The sequence below is a fragment of the uncultured Subdoligranulum sp. genome, from assembly GCF_937890665.1.
Genome location: NZ_CALADU010000086.1, coordinates 22265 through 37162, shown reverse-complemented (window position 1 = coordinate 37162; position 14898 = coordinate 22265). Strand labels below are relative to the sequence as shown.

The following is a 14898-nucleotide window of genomic DNA, read 5'->3' as shown; positions in this document are numbered from 1 at the left end:
TTCTACTGTACAAAATCGACCAAATAGGATAAAATAGAAACAATCAAGGCGGCGTATCATGCGCAAGAGACCGCCTGACAAGCGCCCACGGTAGAAACGCAGGGGCATATTATTTTCAAAAGTAGGAGAGAATAACTATGTACGTGAAAGAAGTTACCGTTGAGAATCAGGTTGGTCTGCATGCCCGTCCGGCTACCTTCTTCATTCAGAAGGCGAACGAGTACAAGTCCTCCATCTGGGTCGAAAAAGAAGAGCGCCGCGTCAACGCTAAGAGCCTGCTCGGTGTTTTGAGCTTGGGCATCGTGGGCGGCACCACCATTCGCATCATTGCCGATGGCGCCGACGAGCAGGCTGCGGTCGACGGTCTGGTGAAGCTGGTTAGCTCCGGTTTTGCCGAGTAATTCTTCTCACACATGCAACGGCGGGGGGACCCGCCGCTTTTTTTATTCTATTATGTTGTAAAGGTGTGCCATGACCAAATCTGAACTGTACCGCAAAGCCTGTATGCTGCCGCTGCTGCCGGGGGTGTATATCATCCGCGACAAAAGCGACACCATCATTTATATCGGCAAAGCTAAGCGCCTCAAAACCCGGGTGTCCCAGTATTTCCGGGAAGGTGTGCCTCATGATGCCAAGGTGTCCCAGATGATCGCCCACGCGTTCACTTTTGATGTCATTGTCTGCCAAAGCGAATTTGAGGCACTGGTGCTGGAAGCCAGCCAGATCAAAGCCCACACCCCCAAATACAACATTTTGCTCAAAGACGACAAGGGGTACAGCTATGTGAAGGTGACGAAGGGGCCGTGGCCCCGGGTGTCTGCCGCCCTGCAAAAAGATGACGATGACGCCGACTACATCGGCCCCTTTACCTCCTCGTTTGCGGTGCGGGAGATGGTGGAGATGGCGCAGGACTGCTTTTTGCTGCCCCGCTGCAACCGGGAATTCCCTCGGGACTTCGGCAAAGGGCGCCCCTGCTTGAATGCCCATATCGGCAAATGTATGGCGGTATGCAGCGGTAAGATCAGCTGCGAAGCCTACAACGATGCTGTGCAAGGGGCGCTGCGGATGATCCGCTACGGCAAAAAAGATATTGTCAAGCAACTCCGGGAAAAGATGGAAGCTGCTTCGGAGCGGCTGGATTTTGAAACGGCAGCATTGTTGCGGGATCAGATTCAAGCCATTGAGCGGGTGGCTGCCGGGCAGAAGGTGGTCATGGATGCCGATACCGAGATGGACATTATCGCGTTGGCGGGGACGACCCGGGCGGTTTGTGCGGCAGTGCTGCGCTACCGGGACGGACGCCTGACTGATAAACGAGAGTTTGTGTTCCATGATACCACCGACATTGCGGCAGTACGGGAAGAATTTTTGCCCCAGTATTATCTGGACGGCGAAACCATCCCCAAGACCATCGCGGTGGATGCGCTGCCCTCCGATGCGGAAGCTTTGAACGAAGCGCTGAACCAAGCCCGCGGCAGCAAGGTGGAACTGTATGTGCCCCAGCGGGGGGACGTGGCCAAGTTGGTCACCATGGCGTACACCAATGCGGTGGAACGTCTAGGACGGGAAAGCGGCCGCTATACCCGGGAAGAAAAACTGCTGGAGGAGGCGGCCCAGATGCTGGGCCTCAAAACCCCGCCCCGCATCATCGAAAGCTACGATATCTCCAACTGGGGTGATGGGTCCAGTGTTTGCGGCATGGTGGTGTTTAAGGATGGCAAACCCCATCGTTCCGGGTACCGTCGGTTCAAAATGAAGACGGTGGCGGGCACCGACGACTATGCTTCCTTGGCCGAAACACTGTCCCGGCGGGTGGCAGAATACGAGGCAGCTCGCCGCGGGGAAAAGCCGGACGGCCCCCAGAACCAGTTTGCCACCATGCCGGATCTGCTCCTCATTGACGGCGGCAGGGGACAGGTGGGCGCGGTCAAACAGGCCTTGCGGGGCACTGCCTTTGAGCATGTGCCGACCTTCGGCATGGTCAAGGACGACCACCACCGTACCCGTGCCATTGTGGACGATGCAGGCGGCGAAATTGCCATCAATCGAAACCGGAATATTTTTACCTTTGTTACCAACATTCAGGACGAAACCCACCGCTATGCCAATGACTACCGCAAGCGCTCCATGAAAAAGCGCTCCTATGCCGCTACGCTGACGGCGCTGCCCGGCGTAGGCGAAAAGACCAGTGCGGCGCTGTTGGCCCACTTTAAGACGGTGGCGGCGGTCAAAGCTGCCAGCATTTCGGATTTGGAAGAAGTCAAAGGCATCAGCCATGCCAAGGCCGAAAAGCTGTACAATGCCCTGCGCAATGGTGTATAATCAAAGACAAGCGCGGCGGAAAAGACGTTCTGGCCGCAAATTCAATTCGATATGAGGAGCGATCTATGCTCATTCTCACGGTAGTTCTTACGCTGCTGGTGGCGGCTCTATTTTTCTGGCTGCCGGGGCGGCTGGCCCACCGCAAACCGGTGCGAGCCGATTTCTGGGGTGGCCCCGGTCTTGTGTTGGGGGTCTGGCTTTGGTCCGCCTGTATTTATGAAAAGCCGGGTCTTACTGTCGGCTTTGATGTCTTCCGCCTGCTGGGAATCACCGGTATGGCGCTGTGGGCCTGTGCGCTGGTCTGCGGGTTTCGTATGCGGCATCGGTTGCCTCGGTTCCGCACCGTGGCAGCCGCAGGGCTTTTGCTGGCGGCGGCCTTGGGGTTGGAAGGCTTTGTCTGCAACCTGAATTTTTGGGCTACCCACAGCTATACGCCGGTGGATCTGCGCCCTTATTTAAGCGAGGATGCCGACCCGGAAGCTCCGCTGACACTGGACGATGAACACACCACCCTCAGCTTTGTAGGACTGGATCAGGAGCTGTACAACCTGCAGCTTTCCGGTCTGACCTACCAGTACGACGGGCCGCATCCCGAGGTGCAAAATCCGCTGTTTACCTTTACGGTGGCAACTACCGACGAGGCAAGTTCGGTGTCCCGGCAAAGCTGGCCGTGGCAGGTGGCGGTGCGGTCAGTCCGCAGCCAGACTCGCAGTCTGGACCTTTCGGGGCAGGCATCCACCCTGACGCTGACGGCGGCCCCCTATGAAGGGGAATACCGTCAGTATCCACTGACCTACACACTGCAGACGGTGTATGCCAACGTACCCCGTCCCTTCGATTTCTCGCTGGTACGGTTCGCGGCGCTCTTCCTTTTGCTGGGGGCAGCGTTTGCGGTACGACCGGCCAGTGTGCTTTGGCAAGATGCCTACCTGCAGCAAACCCGGCGGTACCGTCCGGCGGTGGTGCTGGTCATGGCATTCTTGGCGGTGCTGGCGTTTCTCGCCCCCTTCGCTGACCGGTTCAATGCGGGCGTAGCCACCTCCTTTTACAATACCGCCGATTGGGACGGCGAAAGCCGCATTACCTTTACCAAGCATATCAATGATTGGGCGCAGGACACCGCTGCCCAGTACGGTGCACTGGCCCACAGCCTGCTGGAAGGCCGTCTGGATCTGGAAAAAGACCCGCCCGAAGCTATGCAGGCGTTGGAAAATCCCTACGATACGGCAGCACGGCAGGAGGCAGCTCCAGATGCCCTGTGGGATGTGGCCTACTACGAGGGCCGGTACTACGTCTACTTTGGATTGGTGCCTTGCCTGCTGTTTCAGCTTCCCTTTGAGGCACTGACTGGAGTGGGAGATTTGCCACCCAGTCTGCCCATGATTTTGCTTTCTTGGCTGTGGATTCTGGCCGCATTCGGCTGTGTCAAACAGGCGGTGCGGCGCTGGTTCCCGAAAGCCAGCGCGGCGGCTTATCTGCTTACAGCCACCGGCATGGCGGCAAGCAGCCAGATCTACTATCTGCTGCTGCGTCCGTCGGTGTACGAGTATGCGATTCTTTGTGGTGCAGCCTTTGTGCTGCTGAGCCTGTGGCAATGGCTGGCGGCTGCCAACACTCCCGTGCAGCAGCGCGGACGCCTGCTGGCGCATCTAGTGCTGGGCAGTTTGTGCATGGCGCTGGTGGCAGGTTGCCGTCCCCAGATGGAAGTGTTTGCCGTGCTGGCGGTGCCCATCTTCTGGCCGCGGTATGTTCGGGATAAGCGACTTGCCAGCCGCTCCGGTGTAGGAGAGGCGGTGGCGTTCCTGCTGCCGGTGGTGGCAGTGGCCGCGGTCTTGATGTGGTATAACGCTGCCCGGTTCGGTTCGCCGCTGGATTTTGGAGCTACGTATAACTTGACCAGCAATGATATGACCCGCCGCGGCTTCAGTGTGGGACGCATTGCCCCGGCGGTGGTCACCTTCCTGTTGGGCGTGCCGGGGTTCAGCACGGTGTTCCCGTACCTCAGTGCCACCCGGATGAGTACCAACTATATGGGCCTTACCATCACCGAGCTGTTCTACGGCGGCGCGTTGGTTTGCCTGCCGGTGCTGTGGGGACTGGTGTTTCTGCCTATGGCGCGGAAGCGACTGGGACGGCAGCGGGATCTGCGGGGCGTGTGTGCAATCACGTTATTGCTGGTGCTGCTTTTGGCAGTGCTGGATTGCGAGATGGCCGGTGTGCTTTACCGCTACCAGAGTGACTGGCTGGGACCGCTGCTCTTTGTGGCGGCGCTGGCGTGGCTTTTGGCGGAACAGGTTTTGCAAGACCATGGAGGGCAGCCCGGTGTGGCAGTTCTGCAAGGGGGGCTGCGCAGGGCGCTGCCTTGGGCTGTTTTGTTGGGGGCTGCCTACAATTTCTGTGTCTACTTTGCGGCAGAACCCGGACTCATCGGGCAGAACCCCGCCCTATATCAGAATGTGAGCCGATTGCTTCAATTCTGGCTGTAAAATTCCTACAAGCCCCTTCCGATGTCGCTGCATCGGGAGGGGCTTTTGCTTGCATAATGAGTCCAAACGCTCTATAATGAAGCCAGAAAAAGAAGGAGAAACCTATATGGCAGAAAAAAACATTTACACCGTGGTCGTGGCGGATGACGAGGATGAGCTGCGGGAAGCTGTCTGTACCATGACCCCCTGGGAGGCGCTGGGATTTCATCTGGTGGGCAACGCCAGCAACGGGTTGGATGCGTTGGAGTTGGTGGAGCGGTTGGAGCCTGACCTGTTGTTAACGGACATCCGTATGCCCTTTATTTCGGGCATTGAGCTGGCCCGGCAGGTGCGTGAGATTCGTCCCGCCATGCACATCGCCTTTTTGAGCGGCTATGATGATTTTGAATACGCCAAGCAGGCGATTCAGTACAACATCATCAGCTATATGCTCAAGCCGTTGACGATGGACGGTCTGGCGGCCGAATTGAAATCCATCCACGAGAAAATTGACCGACGGTATGCCAGCCTGCGGCGCAGTGACAACAATCAAGGGGACCGTGCTGCATTTCTGATCCCGCTGGTATTGGAACATTACGACGGTGCACCCGAAACGCAAGAAGCTGACCTGCGGGAATGCGCGGCCTCTTGCGGGGTACTGCGGGGCAGCGATGACCGCAGTCTGTTGGTGGTGCTGACGGTGGCGATGTCCGACGGCGCGGCCTGTGAACCGGGATTTGTCCGGCTGGTAGAACAGTTGGCCAATAAATATCTGCGGCATTTTGTCTTTTCTTCCAGCGGCAGGGTGGTCGCGGTTCTGCTGGGAAACTTATCGGACATCGAGGAGTACCTTCACATCTTGGCCGATGAGATCTGCCAGCTGACCGAACGCGCTCTCAACAAACGGGTGCTGGTGGGGGTCAGCCGTCCGGTGGAGCAGTTCCTAGAGCTGAACAACGCTTACCGGCAGGCGTTGGAGGCGTTGCATGCCGCCGAGGAAAGCGAAGGCGGCGTCAGCTTTACTTCCGACACCCGTAAAGGCGGCGGCCTGTGTGAGCGGGCCCTGGAGATTATCGAGCAGCGGTATATGGACGAGGACCTTTCCTTGGCGTCACTGAGTGCGATGCTGGATGTCAGCCCCAATCATCTGAGTGCCTGCATCAAAAAGACGGCAGGGGAGACCTTTATCAATATCCTCATTCGCCGCCGTATGGAAGCTGCCCAGCAACTGCTTTTAACCACCAATCTGCAAGTGCAGGAGATTGCGCGCCGCTGTGGCTATACGGACCAGCACTACTTTAGTTATTGCTTCAAAAAATACAGTGGGACCTCGCCGGGCGCATTGCGCCGCAAGCAGGCAGCACAAGTGACTGCCGGAGGAGAAACTTCATGAAAAGAAAGCATCGGGCACCACGAACAGCCCCGCTGATTGTAGCGTGGATTGCTTCGGTGGCAGCGGTGACCTTGGCGCTGTGCGTAGTGGCCTTTTTGCGCAGCTATCGTGCGGCGGCGGTGCAAAATGCCTCCACCAGCACCGCGCAGGCGGTCAGTCAGGTGGTAGGAACGGTAAGTAACTACGTGGAAAATCTGGACGAAACCATCACCGATGTTATGGCGGAGATGTATATGCCGGAAGACACACGGGACGCCTACCTCAATGCTTGGCTCAACGCCCGCAGCGAGGTGGTAGCCGTTACCACCTACGATGAGAGCGGCACGCTGCAAAACTGCTGGGCTTTGGGCTATACCCCGCGGGATACCATTTTACAAAACCTTTCTTTTGATCTGGAAACCGCGCAGCGGAATAGCGCCGGCTATGTAAGTGCCCCCCACGTCGAGTCCATCTTTGAAGGATACTATCCGTGGGTGGTTACCATTGTGCGTCCCATGCCCGGCGGAACCATGCCCCGGTGGGTGGCGGTGGATGTCCGCTTCTCGGGGTTGGGAGCCAGCATCAACGGAGTAGGCATTGGGCAGCATGGCTATTGCTACCTGATGGACAATCTGGGCAACATGGTCTACCATCCCCAGCAGCAGTTGTTGTATGCGGGCATCAAAGGGGAGGAAACCTCCCGTTTGGCCGCACTCAAAAGCGGAACCTATGTGGAGGACACCGTCATCTACAGTGTACAGGATGTGCCGGACAGCAACTGGCGGGTTGTCGGTGTCAGCTATATCGACGAAACGGTGAACGAGAGCGTCTGGCAGATGGCTCGTATCACCGTGGGGACGGCGGTGTTGATTTTGGCAGCGGCCTTGCTGGTGGGCTGGATCATCTCCCATATGCTCAGCCGTCCGCTGCAGCAGTTGGAAACGGCCATGGAGCAGTTCGAGCAGGATGCCGACGGGTTTACCTTCCAACCGGTGGCCGGCACGCGAGAAGTACAAGAACTCTCGGATTCCTTCGGGCACATGGTGGGGCGGATCCAGCGTTTGATGACCACCGTGCGGGAAGAGGAAATCGATCTGCGCAAAACCGAACTGAAGGCGCTGCAAGCACAAATCAATCCGCATTTCCTCTACAATACGCTGGACTCCATCGCCTGGATGTGTGAACGCGGAAAAAATGCCGACGCAGTCAAAATGGTGCATGCGCTGGCTAAGCTCTTCCGTATCAGCATCAGTAAGGGGCATGAACTCATCCCTATTGAGAAAGAACTGCAGCATGCCGAAGCCTATCTGCTGATTCAAAAATTCCGCTACAAGAACCAGTTCACCTATCATTTTACGGTGGATGAAAGCTGCCTGCATGACCTGTGCAACAAGATCACCTTGCAGCCCATCATCGAGAATGCGATCACCCACGGACTGGACCTGCTGGTGGAACCGGGACATATCGAAATCGAAGTGGCCGCAGACGGGGACGACGTTCTGTTCAAAGTCAGTGATGACGGCATCGGCATGCCGCCGGAGCAGGTGGCGGAATTGCTGCAAAACGAACCCAGTGACCGCACGGGGATCGGTATCAAAAACGTGAATGATCGACTGCGGATCTACTTTGGCCCGCAGTACGGTCTGTCGATCGAGAGCGTGCCCGATGAGGGAACCACGGTGACCATCCGCATGCCGCGGGTGCCGGAAGATCGGGAGGGCGAATATGATAAAACCAAGTAAACGCCTGCGCATCTCGGCGGCGGTGTTGGGGGCTTGCCTGTTGGCAGGCTGCAGTACAGCGGGCAATAAAACCCCGGATACGATGCGGTATAAGGTGGCATTGGTGGCCAAATCCACCCAGACGGATTTCTGGAAAGCCGTTTTTGTGGGGGCAGAAGCCGCCGCCACCGAGTACAATCTGGATTTGAGCATTGTAGGCCCCGAAACCGAGGAAGACTATGAAGCCCAGAACGATATGATCGCGGAGGCGGTAGAAAACGGTGCGCAGGCATTGGTTTTCTCGGCTATCGACTATGATGCCAACGCGCCTGCCATCGATAAAGCGGCGGCGCAGGGCGTCAAGATTGTGGTCATTGATTCGGCGGTCAATTCAGGGGAGGTGGCTACCTACATCGGCACCGACAATTACAGTGCCGGGCAGATGGCCGCCGAAGCTGCACTGGACGGCACTACGGGAGACTTGCAGGTTGGCATCGTCAATTACGATATAAACAGTGCCAACGGGCAGGAACGAGAGCGAGGCGCGGTGGATGCACTGACGGAAAGCGGCCGTGCGCAGGTGGTGGCAACGATCCATACGCTGGCGGAGGCCAACAGTGCGCGGGAAGATACACTGGAGATGCTGCGTGCACACCCCGAGATCAATGTTTTGTTGGCATTCAACGAGCCCACCAGCGTGGGCGCCGCACAGGCGGTGGAAGAGCTGCAACTGGCGGATTCGCTGTGGATGGTAGCGTTTGACTCCAATCTGATTACAGTGGACGCCCTGCAGACCGGTGTGGTAGACGTACTGGTCATTCAGAATACCTACGAAATGGGGTATTTTGGTGTGCAAAGCGCTTACAAACTGCTGGCGGGACAACGCAGCGCGGTAGAGAAACATGTGGATACCGCAACCCGCATCATCAACCGACAAAATCTTTTCGCATTGGATAGCCAGAAGGTACTGTTTCCGGTATCTTAAAGGATAAACGAAATGCCCCGAAGGAAATTCCCTTCGGGGCGTTTTTCTCTTTGCTCTATTTTTTTCAGCGTCGGGGTTTGCGCTTACGCACGCTGTACCCAAAAGTACCCAACCGACGACCCAAAGCCAGATAGTCGCCATGGGAATATACGATGAGCTTGGCTTTGTTCAGACAGAGCTTACCGTCCTCATTGAGCAGCCGCTCATCCACATCCACTGCCACACACTCTGCCAAAAATAGGTCGTGACTTCCCAGCGGAATGATCTGCGTGACTTTGCACTCCAGATTGATGGGGCTTTCTTCCAGCAGCACGGTCCCTACTTTGGAAGCCGGGGCGGGGGTCAGTTTCATGGCTGCGAACTTATCCACATCGCGGCCGCTTTTGACGCCGCACCAATCCACCGCACGTACCAGCGATTCGGTGGGCAGGTTGACCACAAACTCACCACTCTCTTGAATCAGATGGTGACTGTATCGCTCGGGGCGCACGCTGATGGAAAGCATAGGCGGCTGGGTACAGATGGTGCCGCACCAACCCACGGTGATCAGGTTGGGATGATCGGGGCTGCCGCAGCTTACCAAGACCGGCGGCTCGGGATTAAGCAGGGTAGAACCCTTCCAAACTTGACGGCTCATGCGTCGTCCTCCTCGTTCGGTGTAAAGTTGGGGGTGGTTTCACTGATGATGTACCGCGGGCGCTGTTTGGTTTCCATGTAGATTTTGCCGATATATTCTCCGATCACGCCCAGACAGATCAGCTGTACACCGGAAACAAAGCAGATGATGCTGGTAGTGCTGGCCCAACCCGAAACCGTCATGCCCAATGCGGCTTCAATCACCGCCCACAGCACGCCGATAAAGCTGATCAGTGCTACGATTACGCCGAACCCGGTGATGAAGCGAATCGGCTTGATGGATAGGCTGGTGATGCCGTCAAAGGCCAGCGACAACATTTTGGACAACGGGTAGTGACTTTCGCCGGCCAGACGCTCGTGACGTTCATAACTCACACAGGTGGATTTGAAGCCTACCAACGGGACCATGCCTCGCAGGAAGAGGTTCACTTCCTTGAATTTGGAAAACTCTTGTAGGACGCGGGCGCTCATGAGGCGGTAATCCGCGTGATTGAAGACCACTTCAGCCCCCATGGCGTTGAGCAGTTTGTAGAAAGCCTCAGCGGTGAATCGTTTAAAGAATGTGTCGGTGTCCCGCTTGCTGCGCACGCCGTAAACCACATCGCAGCCATCCCGGTAGGCATCCACCATGCCGTCCATGGCGTTGATGTCATCCTGTCCGTCACAGTCGATGGAGATGGTGATGTCGCAGCGGTCCTTGGCCTCCATCAGGCCGGCCAGCACAGCATTCTGGTGCCCACGGTTGCGGCTTTGGCAGATGCCCACATAATGGGGATCCGACGCAGCGAATTCTCGGATGATTTCCCAGGTGCGGTCCTTGGATCCGTCGTTCACAAACAAAACGCGGCTGTCCGCGCTGATCTTGCCGGCGGCCGTCAGATCTTGAATCTTTTGCAGGAACAAAGGGGCCGTCAACGGCAGGACTTCCTGCTCGTTGTAGCAGGGGATCACAATGTACAAAATAGGTGTTTCGCGGTTTTCCATGACCGGTACCTCAATCGATGATGATAGAAACGGGCAAAGCCCATGCAAACGACTTTATTATACCATGGGCGATAGGGGCGTGCAACGGTTACCACGCTGTGCGCAGCCGGTCGGGATCGGGCAGCTTAAAACTGCGGTGGAACAACTCCACCAACCCCTCCGCTTGCATGCGGCTCAGTTCCCGGCACAAAGCACTGCGGTCGCAGTTCAGGTAGGAGGCAAGTTCTGCCCGGCTCAGTGCGGTGGAGAAGGTATCGGCTCCCGCTTGGTCCCGCTGCTCCAACAGCCAAAGGCAGATCCGCCCCCGCAGGCTGTGGCAGCACAGCAATTCCAACCGGCGGTCCAACGCAAAGTATTTGCTGCTGATCGTTTCCAACCAGTTGTGCAGCAACTGCAAATGGGCGGGATGCAGTGCTTCACAGGGGTGCAGCAACGCCTCACAGGGGAGAAAGAGGATCAGGCAGGGCGATGCTGCGGTAATATTGACAGGGCTTTTGTTGCGTCCGCCGGCCAGCACGTCGGCAAAAATTCCACTGGGCCCCATGTGAGCCATGACCACGGCGCTGCCGTCCGGCATAGGTTTGGCGGCGACGATCTCGCCTTCTAACACCACCCCCACTTCATGGGTTTCGTAGCCTGCCATCAGCAGCAGCTCGCCGCGGTCGTACCGCCGAACATGGGGGCTAAAACAGGCGGTTAAAGCATCCAAATCAAGGTCGCTCATGCCGCGAAACAGACTGGTGCGGCGCAGCACGTCGTAATAAGGGGTGTAATCCACAGCCATCCCTCCAAGCGCGGCTGTTGCCGGGGCAACAGACAATTTTTTAACATTATAGTATAGTGGGGCCGCAAATGCAAGAAGGAGGATTTCCTACGATGAAAGTAAAACGTATGTTGGCAGCGGTCGTGGCCGCTGCGATGAGCCTTTCGCTGGCGGCCTGCGGGGCGTCGGCTTCTTCCTCGGAGGCAGCTTCTACCGCCGAGACTGCGCCGGCTTCCACGGTGGCCGAAGCTACCGCCAGTCCGGAAACTGCGGCAGAAGGGCTGCGGATTGCGGGGTTGAAGGGACCCACCACCATGGGACTGGTCAACCTGATGAACAGTGAAGAGGGGGCTGACTATACCTTTACGATGTACGGTGCGGCCGATGAGATCGTGCCGCTGCTGGTGAAGGGCGAGTTGGATGCTGCGGCAATTCCCGCGAATCTGGCGGCAACGCTCTACCAAAAGACCGAGGGACAGGTAGAGGTCGCCTGTGTAAACACGCTGGGCGTGCTTTACATTCTGGAAAAAGGTGATAGCATTCAGTCGGTGGCGGATTTGAAAGGCCAGACCATTGTGACCACCGGTAAGGGGACCACACCGGAATACGTGCTGCGCTATGTATTGAGCGAAAACGGCATCGACCCGGATACCGATGTGACCATTGAATATTGCAGCGAAGCTACCGAGGCGCTCAGTCAGGTGCAGGCGGGCGTGGCCAATATTGCCATGCTGCCCCAGCCCTTTGTGACCAGTGCTCTGTCGCAGGTTGAGGGCCTGCGGGTGGCGTTGGATATGAACGAGGAGTGGCAGAAAGTGGCCGGCTCTCAGTTGGTCACCGGTGTGTTGGTAGTCCGCAAAGACGCCGTGGAGGCGGACCCCGATGCGTTTGCAACGTTCCTCGACGGTTACGCGGCCAGTGTGGAGGCTGCCAACACCGATCTGGAAGGCACGGCGGCACTGTGCGAAAGCTACGGTATCGTTGCCAAAGCCGCGCTGGCCCAGAAAGCTTTGCCGGAGTGCAACATCGTCTTTGAGACCGGGGAACAGATGAAGACGGATCTGACCAACTACTTCCAAGTTCTCTATGACGCGGATCCCACCAGCGTGGGCGGTGCGCTGCCTGCGGACGACTTCTACTATGGCGTCTAACTACCGGGAACGCCTGCTGGCCATTCTTGTCTGGGTCATTCTGTGGCAGATTGCCGCGTTGACGTTGGGGCATGGCGGGCTGTTTTTGGCAACGCCGCTGCAAACCTTCGGGGCATTGGCCCGCTTACTGCCTACTCCGGAGTTTTGGCAGCGCATTGGGTTTAGTGCCCTGCGCATTGTAGCCGGGTTTCTGCTGGCGGTGTTGGGCGGCTTGGTGCTGGGCGCGGCGGGATCCCGCTGGCATGCGGTGCGGGTCTTTGTGGACCCTATCATGCAGTTGATCCGGGCTATGCCGGTGGCCAGCTTCGTCATTCTGGCGCTGCTCTGGGTACGGGGCGATAATCTTTCGGTAGTGGTCAGTTTCACCCACGTGCTGCCGGTAGTGTACGCCGGGGTGTTGGCCGGTATCGCGGATACAGACCCTCAGTTGTTGGAGATGGCGCGGGTATATCGGCTGTCATGGACAGCGCGGCTGCGATACATCTGGCTGCCGGGCATCTTCCCGTCCTTTTGCGAAAGCTGCATTGCCGCCATGGGCATGTGCTGGAAAAGCGGCGTCTCGGCGGAAGTCATCGGCTTGCCGGATCATTCGGGGGGGGATGCCCTCTACCGTGCCAAGATCACCCTTTCCACACCGGATGTGTTTGCTTGGACGCTGGTCATTGTGGTGCTGTCGGCACTGCTCTCCGCCATAGCAGCCCGGGGGCTGCGTGCAGCCAAAATGCGGCTTTGTGGGGAGGTGCGGCTATGAGCATCGTGATTCAAGAGCTGTCCAAGCAGTTCGGCGGCAAAACGGTGCTGCAGGCGTTTAGCTGGACGGTGGACCGCCCTATGGTACTGATGGGGCCTTCCGGCTGCGGCAAGACTACGCTGCTGCGTATCCTGCTGGGGTTGGAGGAGGCAGACTCCGGTACCGTGACCGGGGTAGAAACGCCAGCGGCAGTCTTTCAGGAGGACCGGCTTTGTCCCCAACTGACGGCGGGAGCCAACTTGGTGTTGGCTGGACATGGCCTGACATTGCGGCAGGCCGAAACGGAACTGCGGGCGCTGGGATTCACCGATAGTGATTTGCGGCTGCCGGCAGCTAAGCTGTCCGGCGGGCAAAAACGTCGGGCGGCGCTTTTGCGGGCGCTGCTCTGTCAAGATGCCCAAACCCTGCTCATGGATGAACCCTTTACCGGCATGGATGCGGAACTGGTGGAACAAGCCGCGGCGGCCACGGTACGGTTGGCCGGTGACCGGCCAACCGTTCTGGTTACCCACGATGAAGCGGCAGCTGCATTGCTGGGCTGGCCGATTCGGCGCTTTGCGGAATAAATTTGCGGAATAAAGAAACCGGAGATCCTGACAAAGGATCTCCGGCTTTTTGGTTATAGCAGGGCTTCCAAAATGGCGTTTTGTACAACCATCCCGGCAGGGGTCAGCCGTACCCGCTGCCCCGAGAAGACGGCATAGCCGTTGGCGGCGCAGCGGCGCAGAAAATCCATCTGTGCAGGGGTACAATGCCCGCCCCAACGGGCGTATTCCTCCAAATCCAACCCTTGGGTCAGCCTCAGCTGCATGAGCAGAAAATCTTCGGCGTCACAGCGGCCTTCCTCCTGTTCTTGCAGAGCGCCGCTTATAAATCCCTGCACATCATCGGGCCAGTAGCGCCGCACATTTTGCAAGCAACTGTGGGCTGCGGGACCAATACCCCAGTAGTCCCGGCAGTTCCAATACAAAAGATTGTGCCGCCCTTCGTGGCCCGGTTGGGCAAAATTGCTGATTTCGTACTGGGTGTAACCGGCGGACTCCAACCGCTGCACGGCATATAGGTAGAAATCGGCTGCCTCGTCGGCGGTGGGGAGGCCCTCCGGTGGAAATTTGGCAAAGGCGGTGCCGGGTTCGATCTTTAACAGATAGGCCGAGATGTGGGTACACCCGCCTTGCTGAAGCAGGTCCAGTGTGGCATCAAATTCGGCCTTGGTGTAATGGGGCAGCGCCAGCATAATATCGCCGCAAATTTCGGGGAACCCCGCAGCCTGTGCCATCCGGAGCGCCTCGGCGGCCCCGGCAGCGGTATGGGTACGGCCCAGCCGGCGCAGTTGGGCATCGTCGGCGCTTTGTACGCCAAAACTGATACGGGTCACACCAGCTTCTCGGAATCCTGCCAGACTTTCCGGCGTGACGGTGTCGGGGTTGGCTTCCAGTGTGATCTCTGCCCCCGGCAGCGGGTCGGCAGCTTGAATCAACGCTTTCACCTGCGCGGGGGAGAGCAAGGCCGGGGTGCCGCCGCCAAAATAGACTGTGTCGGGTTGCCGGTGGGGGAAACGCAGTTCTCGCAGCAAGGCATCTACATAGGATTGCGGTACGCCCCGAGCCCCCGGCGCCGAGTAAAAATCGCAGTAGCGGCACTTGGCTTTGCAGTAGGGAACGTGGAGATAAATGCCAAATGAATCCATTCTTGACTTTTTTCCCTTTCTGTACCATACTGTTTACAGGTACTTCATAAATTTGTGA

The 14898-nt window shown here is 57.7% G+C and carries 13 protein-coding genes; 9 read left to right on the top strand and 4 right to left on the bottom strand.

Annotated features, from left to right (window positions below; all coding sequences use genetic code 11):
* Positions 1 to 137 precede the first annotated feature (137 nt).
* The 6 genes from Q0526_RS04805 (at position 138) to Q0526_RS04780 (ending at position 8865) form a co-directional block, all read left to right on the top strand.
* The gene (locus tag Q0526_RS04805; protein ID WP_007046747.1) at positions 138 to 401 is read left to right on the top strand and encodes an HPr family phosphocarrier protein; all 264 of its coding nucleotides are present in this window, start codon (positions 138 to 140) and stop codon (positions 399 to 401) included.
* 70 nt (positions 402 to 471) lie between these two features.
* Complete coding sequence (uvrC, locus tag Q0526_RS04800) at positions 472 to 2322, top strand: excinuclease ABC subunit UvrC (RefSeq protein ID WP_298731319.1); 1851 nt, start codon at positions 472 to 474, stop codon at positions 2320 to 2322.
* Between the two features lie 65 nt (positions 2323 to 2387).
* On the top strand, positions 2388 to 4808 hold the full coding sequence (locus Q0526_RS04795; protein ID WP_298731318.1) for a hypothetical protein: 2421 nt from the start codon (positions 2388 to 2390) through the stop codon (positions 4806 to 4808).
* Between the two features lie 106 nt (positions 4809 to 4914).
* Positions 4915 to 6180 carry a helix-turn-helix domain-containing protein gene (locus Q0526_RS04790; protein ID WP_298731317.1) on the top strand — a complete coding sequence of 422 codons (1266 nt, stop codon included), beginning with the start codon at positions 4915 to 4917 and terminating at the stop codon, positions 6178 to 6180.
* On the top strand, positions 6177 to 7901 hold the full coding sequence (locus Q0526_RS04785; protein WP_298731316.1) for a sensor histidine kinase: 1725 nt from the start codon (positions 6177 to 6179) through the stop codon (positions 7899 to 7901). Before Q0526_RS04790 ends, Q0526_RS04785 begins: the two co-directional genes overlap by 4 nt.
* A complete protein-coding gene (locus tag Q0526_RS04780) occupies positions 7885 to 8865 on the top strand; it encodes a substrate-binding domain-containing protein (RefSeq protein ID WP_298731315.1) in 981 nt (326 codons plus the stop codon). Before Q0526_RS04785 ends, Q0526_RS04780 begins: the two co-directional genes overlap by 17 nt.
* A 64-nt stretch (positions 8866 to 8929) precedes the next feature.
* Here the strand turns inward: Q0526_RS04780 and Q0526_RS04775 are convergent, their stop codons facing one another.
* From Q0526_RS04775 to Q0526_RS04765, 3 genes are all read right to left on the bottom strand, one after another.
* Complete coding sequence (locus tag Q0526_RS04775) at positions 8930 to 9502, bottom strand: flavin reductase family protein (protein WP_298731314.1); 573 nt, start codon at positions 9500 to 9502, stop codon at positions 8930 to 8932.
* Positions 9499 to 10485, bottom strand: coding sequence for a glycosyltransferase family 2 protein (locus Q0526_RS04770; RefSeq protein WP_298731313.1), 987 nt, complete (start codon positions 10483 to 10485; stop codon positions 9499 to 9501). The genes Q0526_RS04775 and Q0526_RS04770 overlap by 4 nt, the downstream gene beginning before the upstream one ends.
* Positions 10486 to 10573: 88 nt before the next feature.
* On the bottom strand, positions 10574 to 11263 hold the full coding sequence (locus Q0526_RS04765; protein ID WP_298731312.1) for a Crp/Fnr family transcriptional regulator: 690 nt from the start codon (positions 11261 to 11263) through the stop codon (positions 10574 to 10576).
* A gap of 98 nt (positions 11264 to 11361) precedes the next feature.
* On the opposite strand from Q0526_RS04765, the gene Q0526_RS04760 reads away from it, so the two are divergent.
* Genes Q0526_RS04760 through Q0526_RS04750 form a run of 3 tightly spaced genes read left to right on the top strand, consistent with a single transcriptional unit; the run spans position 11362 to position 13716 of the window.
* On the top strand, positions 11362 to 12399 hold the full coding sequence (locus Q0526_RS04760; protein WP_298731311.1) for an MqnA/MqnD/SBP family protein: 1038 nt from the start codon (positions 11362 to 11364) through the stop codon (positions 12397 to 12399).
* Positions 12389 to 13150, top strand: coding sequence for an ABC transporter permease subunit (locus tag Q0526_RS04755; RefSeq protein WP_298731310.1), 762 nt, complete (start codon positions 12389 to 12391; stop codon positions 13148 to 13150). Before Q0526_RS04760 ends, Q0526_RS04755 begins: the two co-directional genes overlap by 11 nt.
* Positions 13147 to 13716 carry an ATP-binding cassette domain-containing protein gene (locus Q0526_RS04750; RefSeq protein ID WP_298731309.1) on the top strand — a complete coding sequence of 190 codons (570 nt, stop codon included), beginning with the start codon at positions 13147 to 13149 and terminating at the stop codon, positions 13714 to 13716. The genes Q0526_RS04755 and Q0526_RS04750 overlap by 4 nt, the downstream gene beginning before the upstream one ends.
* 53 nt (positions 13717 to 13769) lie before the next feature.
* Here Q0526_RS04750 and hemW read toward each other — a convergent pair whose 3' ends face one another.
* The gene (gene hemW, locus Q0526_RS04745; protein WP_298731308.1) at positions 13770 to 14840 is read right to left on the bottom strand and encodes a radical SAM family heme chaperone HemW; all 1071 of its coding nucleotides are present in this window, start codon (positions 14838 to 14840) and stop codon (positions 13770 to 13772) included.
* Positions 14841 to 14898 lie beyond the last annotated feature (58 nt).

Bases quoted from the DNA above. Each gene is read 5' to 3' on its own strand.
- Q0526_RS04775 (WP_298731314.1), bottom strand. From the start codon at position 9,502: ATGAGCCGTCAAGTTTGGAAGGGTTCTACCCTGCTTAATCCCGAGCCG.
- Q0526_RS04795 (WP_298731318.1), top strand. From the start codon at position 2,388: ATGCTCATTCTCACGGTAGTTCTTACGCTGCTGGTGGCGGCTCTATTT.
- Q0526_RS04780 (WP_298731315.1), top strand. From the start codon at position 7,885: ATGATAAAACCAAGTAAACGCCTGCGCATCTCGGCGGCGGTGTTGGGG.
- Q0526_RS04785 (WP_298731316.1), top strand. From the start codon at position 6,177: ATGAAAAGAAAGCATCGGGCACCACGAACAGCCCCGCTGATTGTAGCG.
- hemW (WP_298731308.1), bottom strand. From the start codon at position 14,840: ATGGATTCATTTGGCATTTATCTCCACGTTCCCTACTGCAAAGCCAAG.
- Q0526_RS04770 (WP_298731313.1), bottom strand. From the start codon at position 10,485: ATGGAAAACCGCGAAACACCTATTTTGTACATTGTGATCCCCTGCTAC.
- Q0526_RS04750 (WP_298731309.1), top strand. From the start codon at position 13,147: ATGAGCATCGTGATTCAAGAGCTGTCCAAGCAGTTCGGCGGCAAAACG.
- uvrC (WP_298731319.1), top strand. From the start codon at position 472: ATGACCAAATCTGAACTGTACCGCAAAGCCTGTATGCTGCCGCTGCTG.
- Q0526_RS04760 (WP_298731311.1), top strand. From the start codon at position 11,362: ATGAAAGTAAAACGTATGTTGGCAGCGGTCGTGGCCGCTGCGATGAGC.
- Q0526_RS04805 (WP_007046747.1), top strand. From the start codon at position 138: ATGTACGTGAAAGAAGTTACCGTTGAGAATCAGGTTGGTCTGCATGCC.
- Q0526_RS04790 (WP_298731317.1), top strand. From the start codon at position 4,915: ATGGCAGAAAAAAACATTTACACCGTGGTCGTGGCGGATGACGAGGAT.
- Q0526_RS04755 (WP_298731310.1), top strand. From the start codon at position 12,389: ATGGCGTCTAACTACCGGGAACGCCTGCTGGCCATTCTTGTCTGGGTC.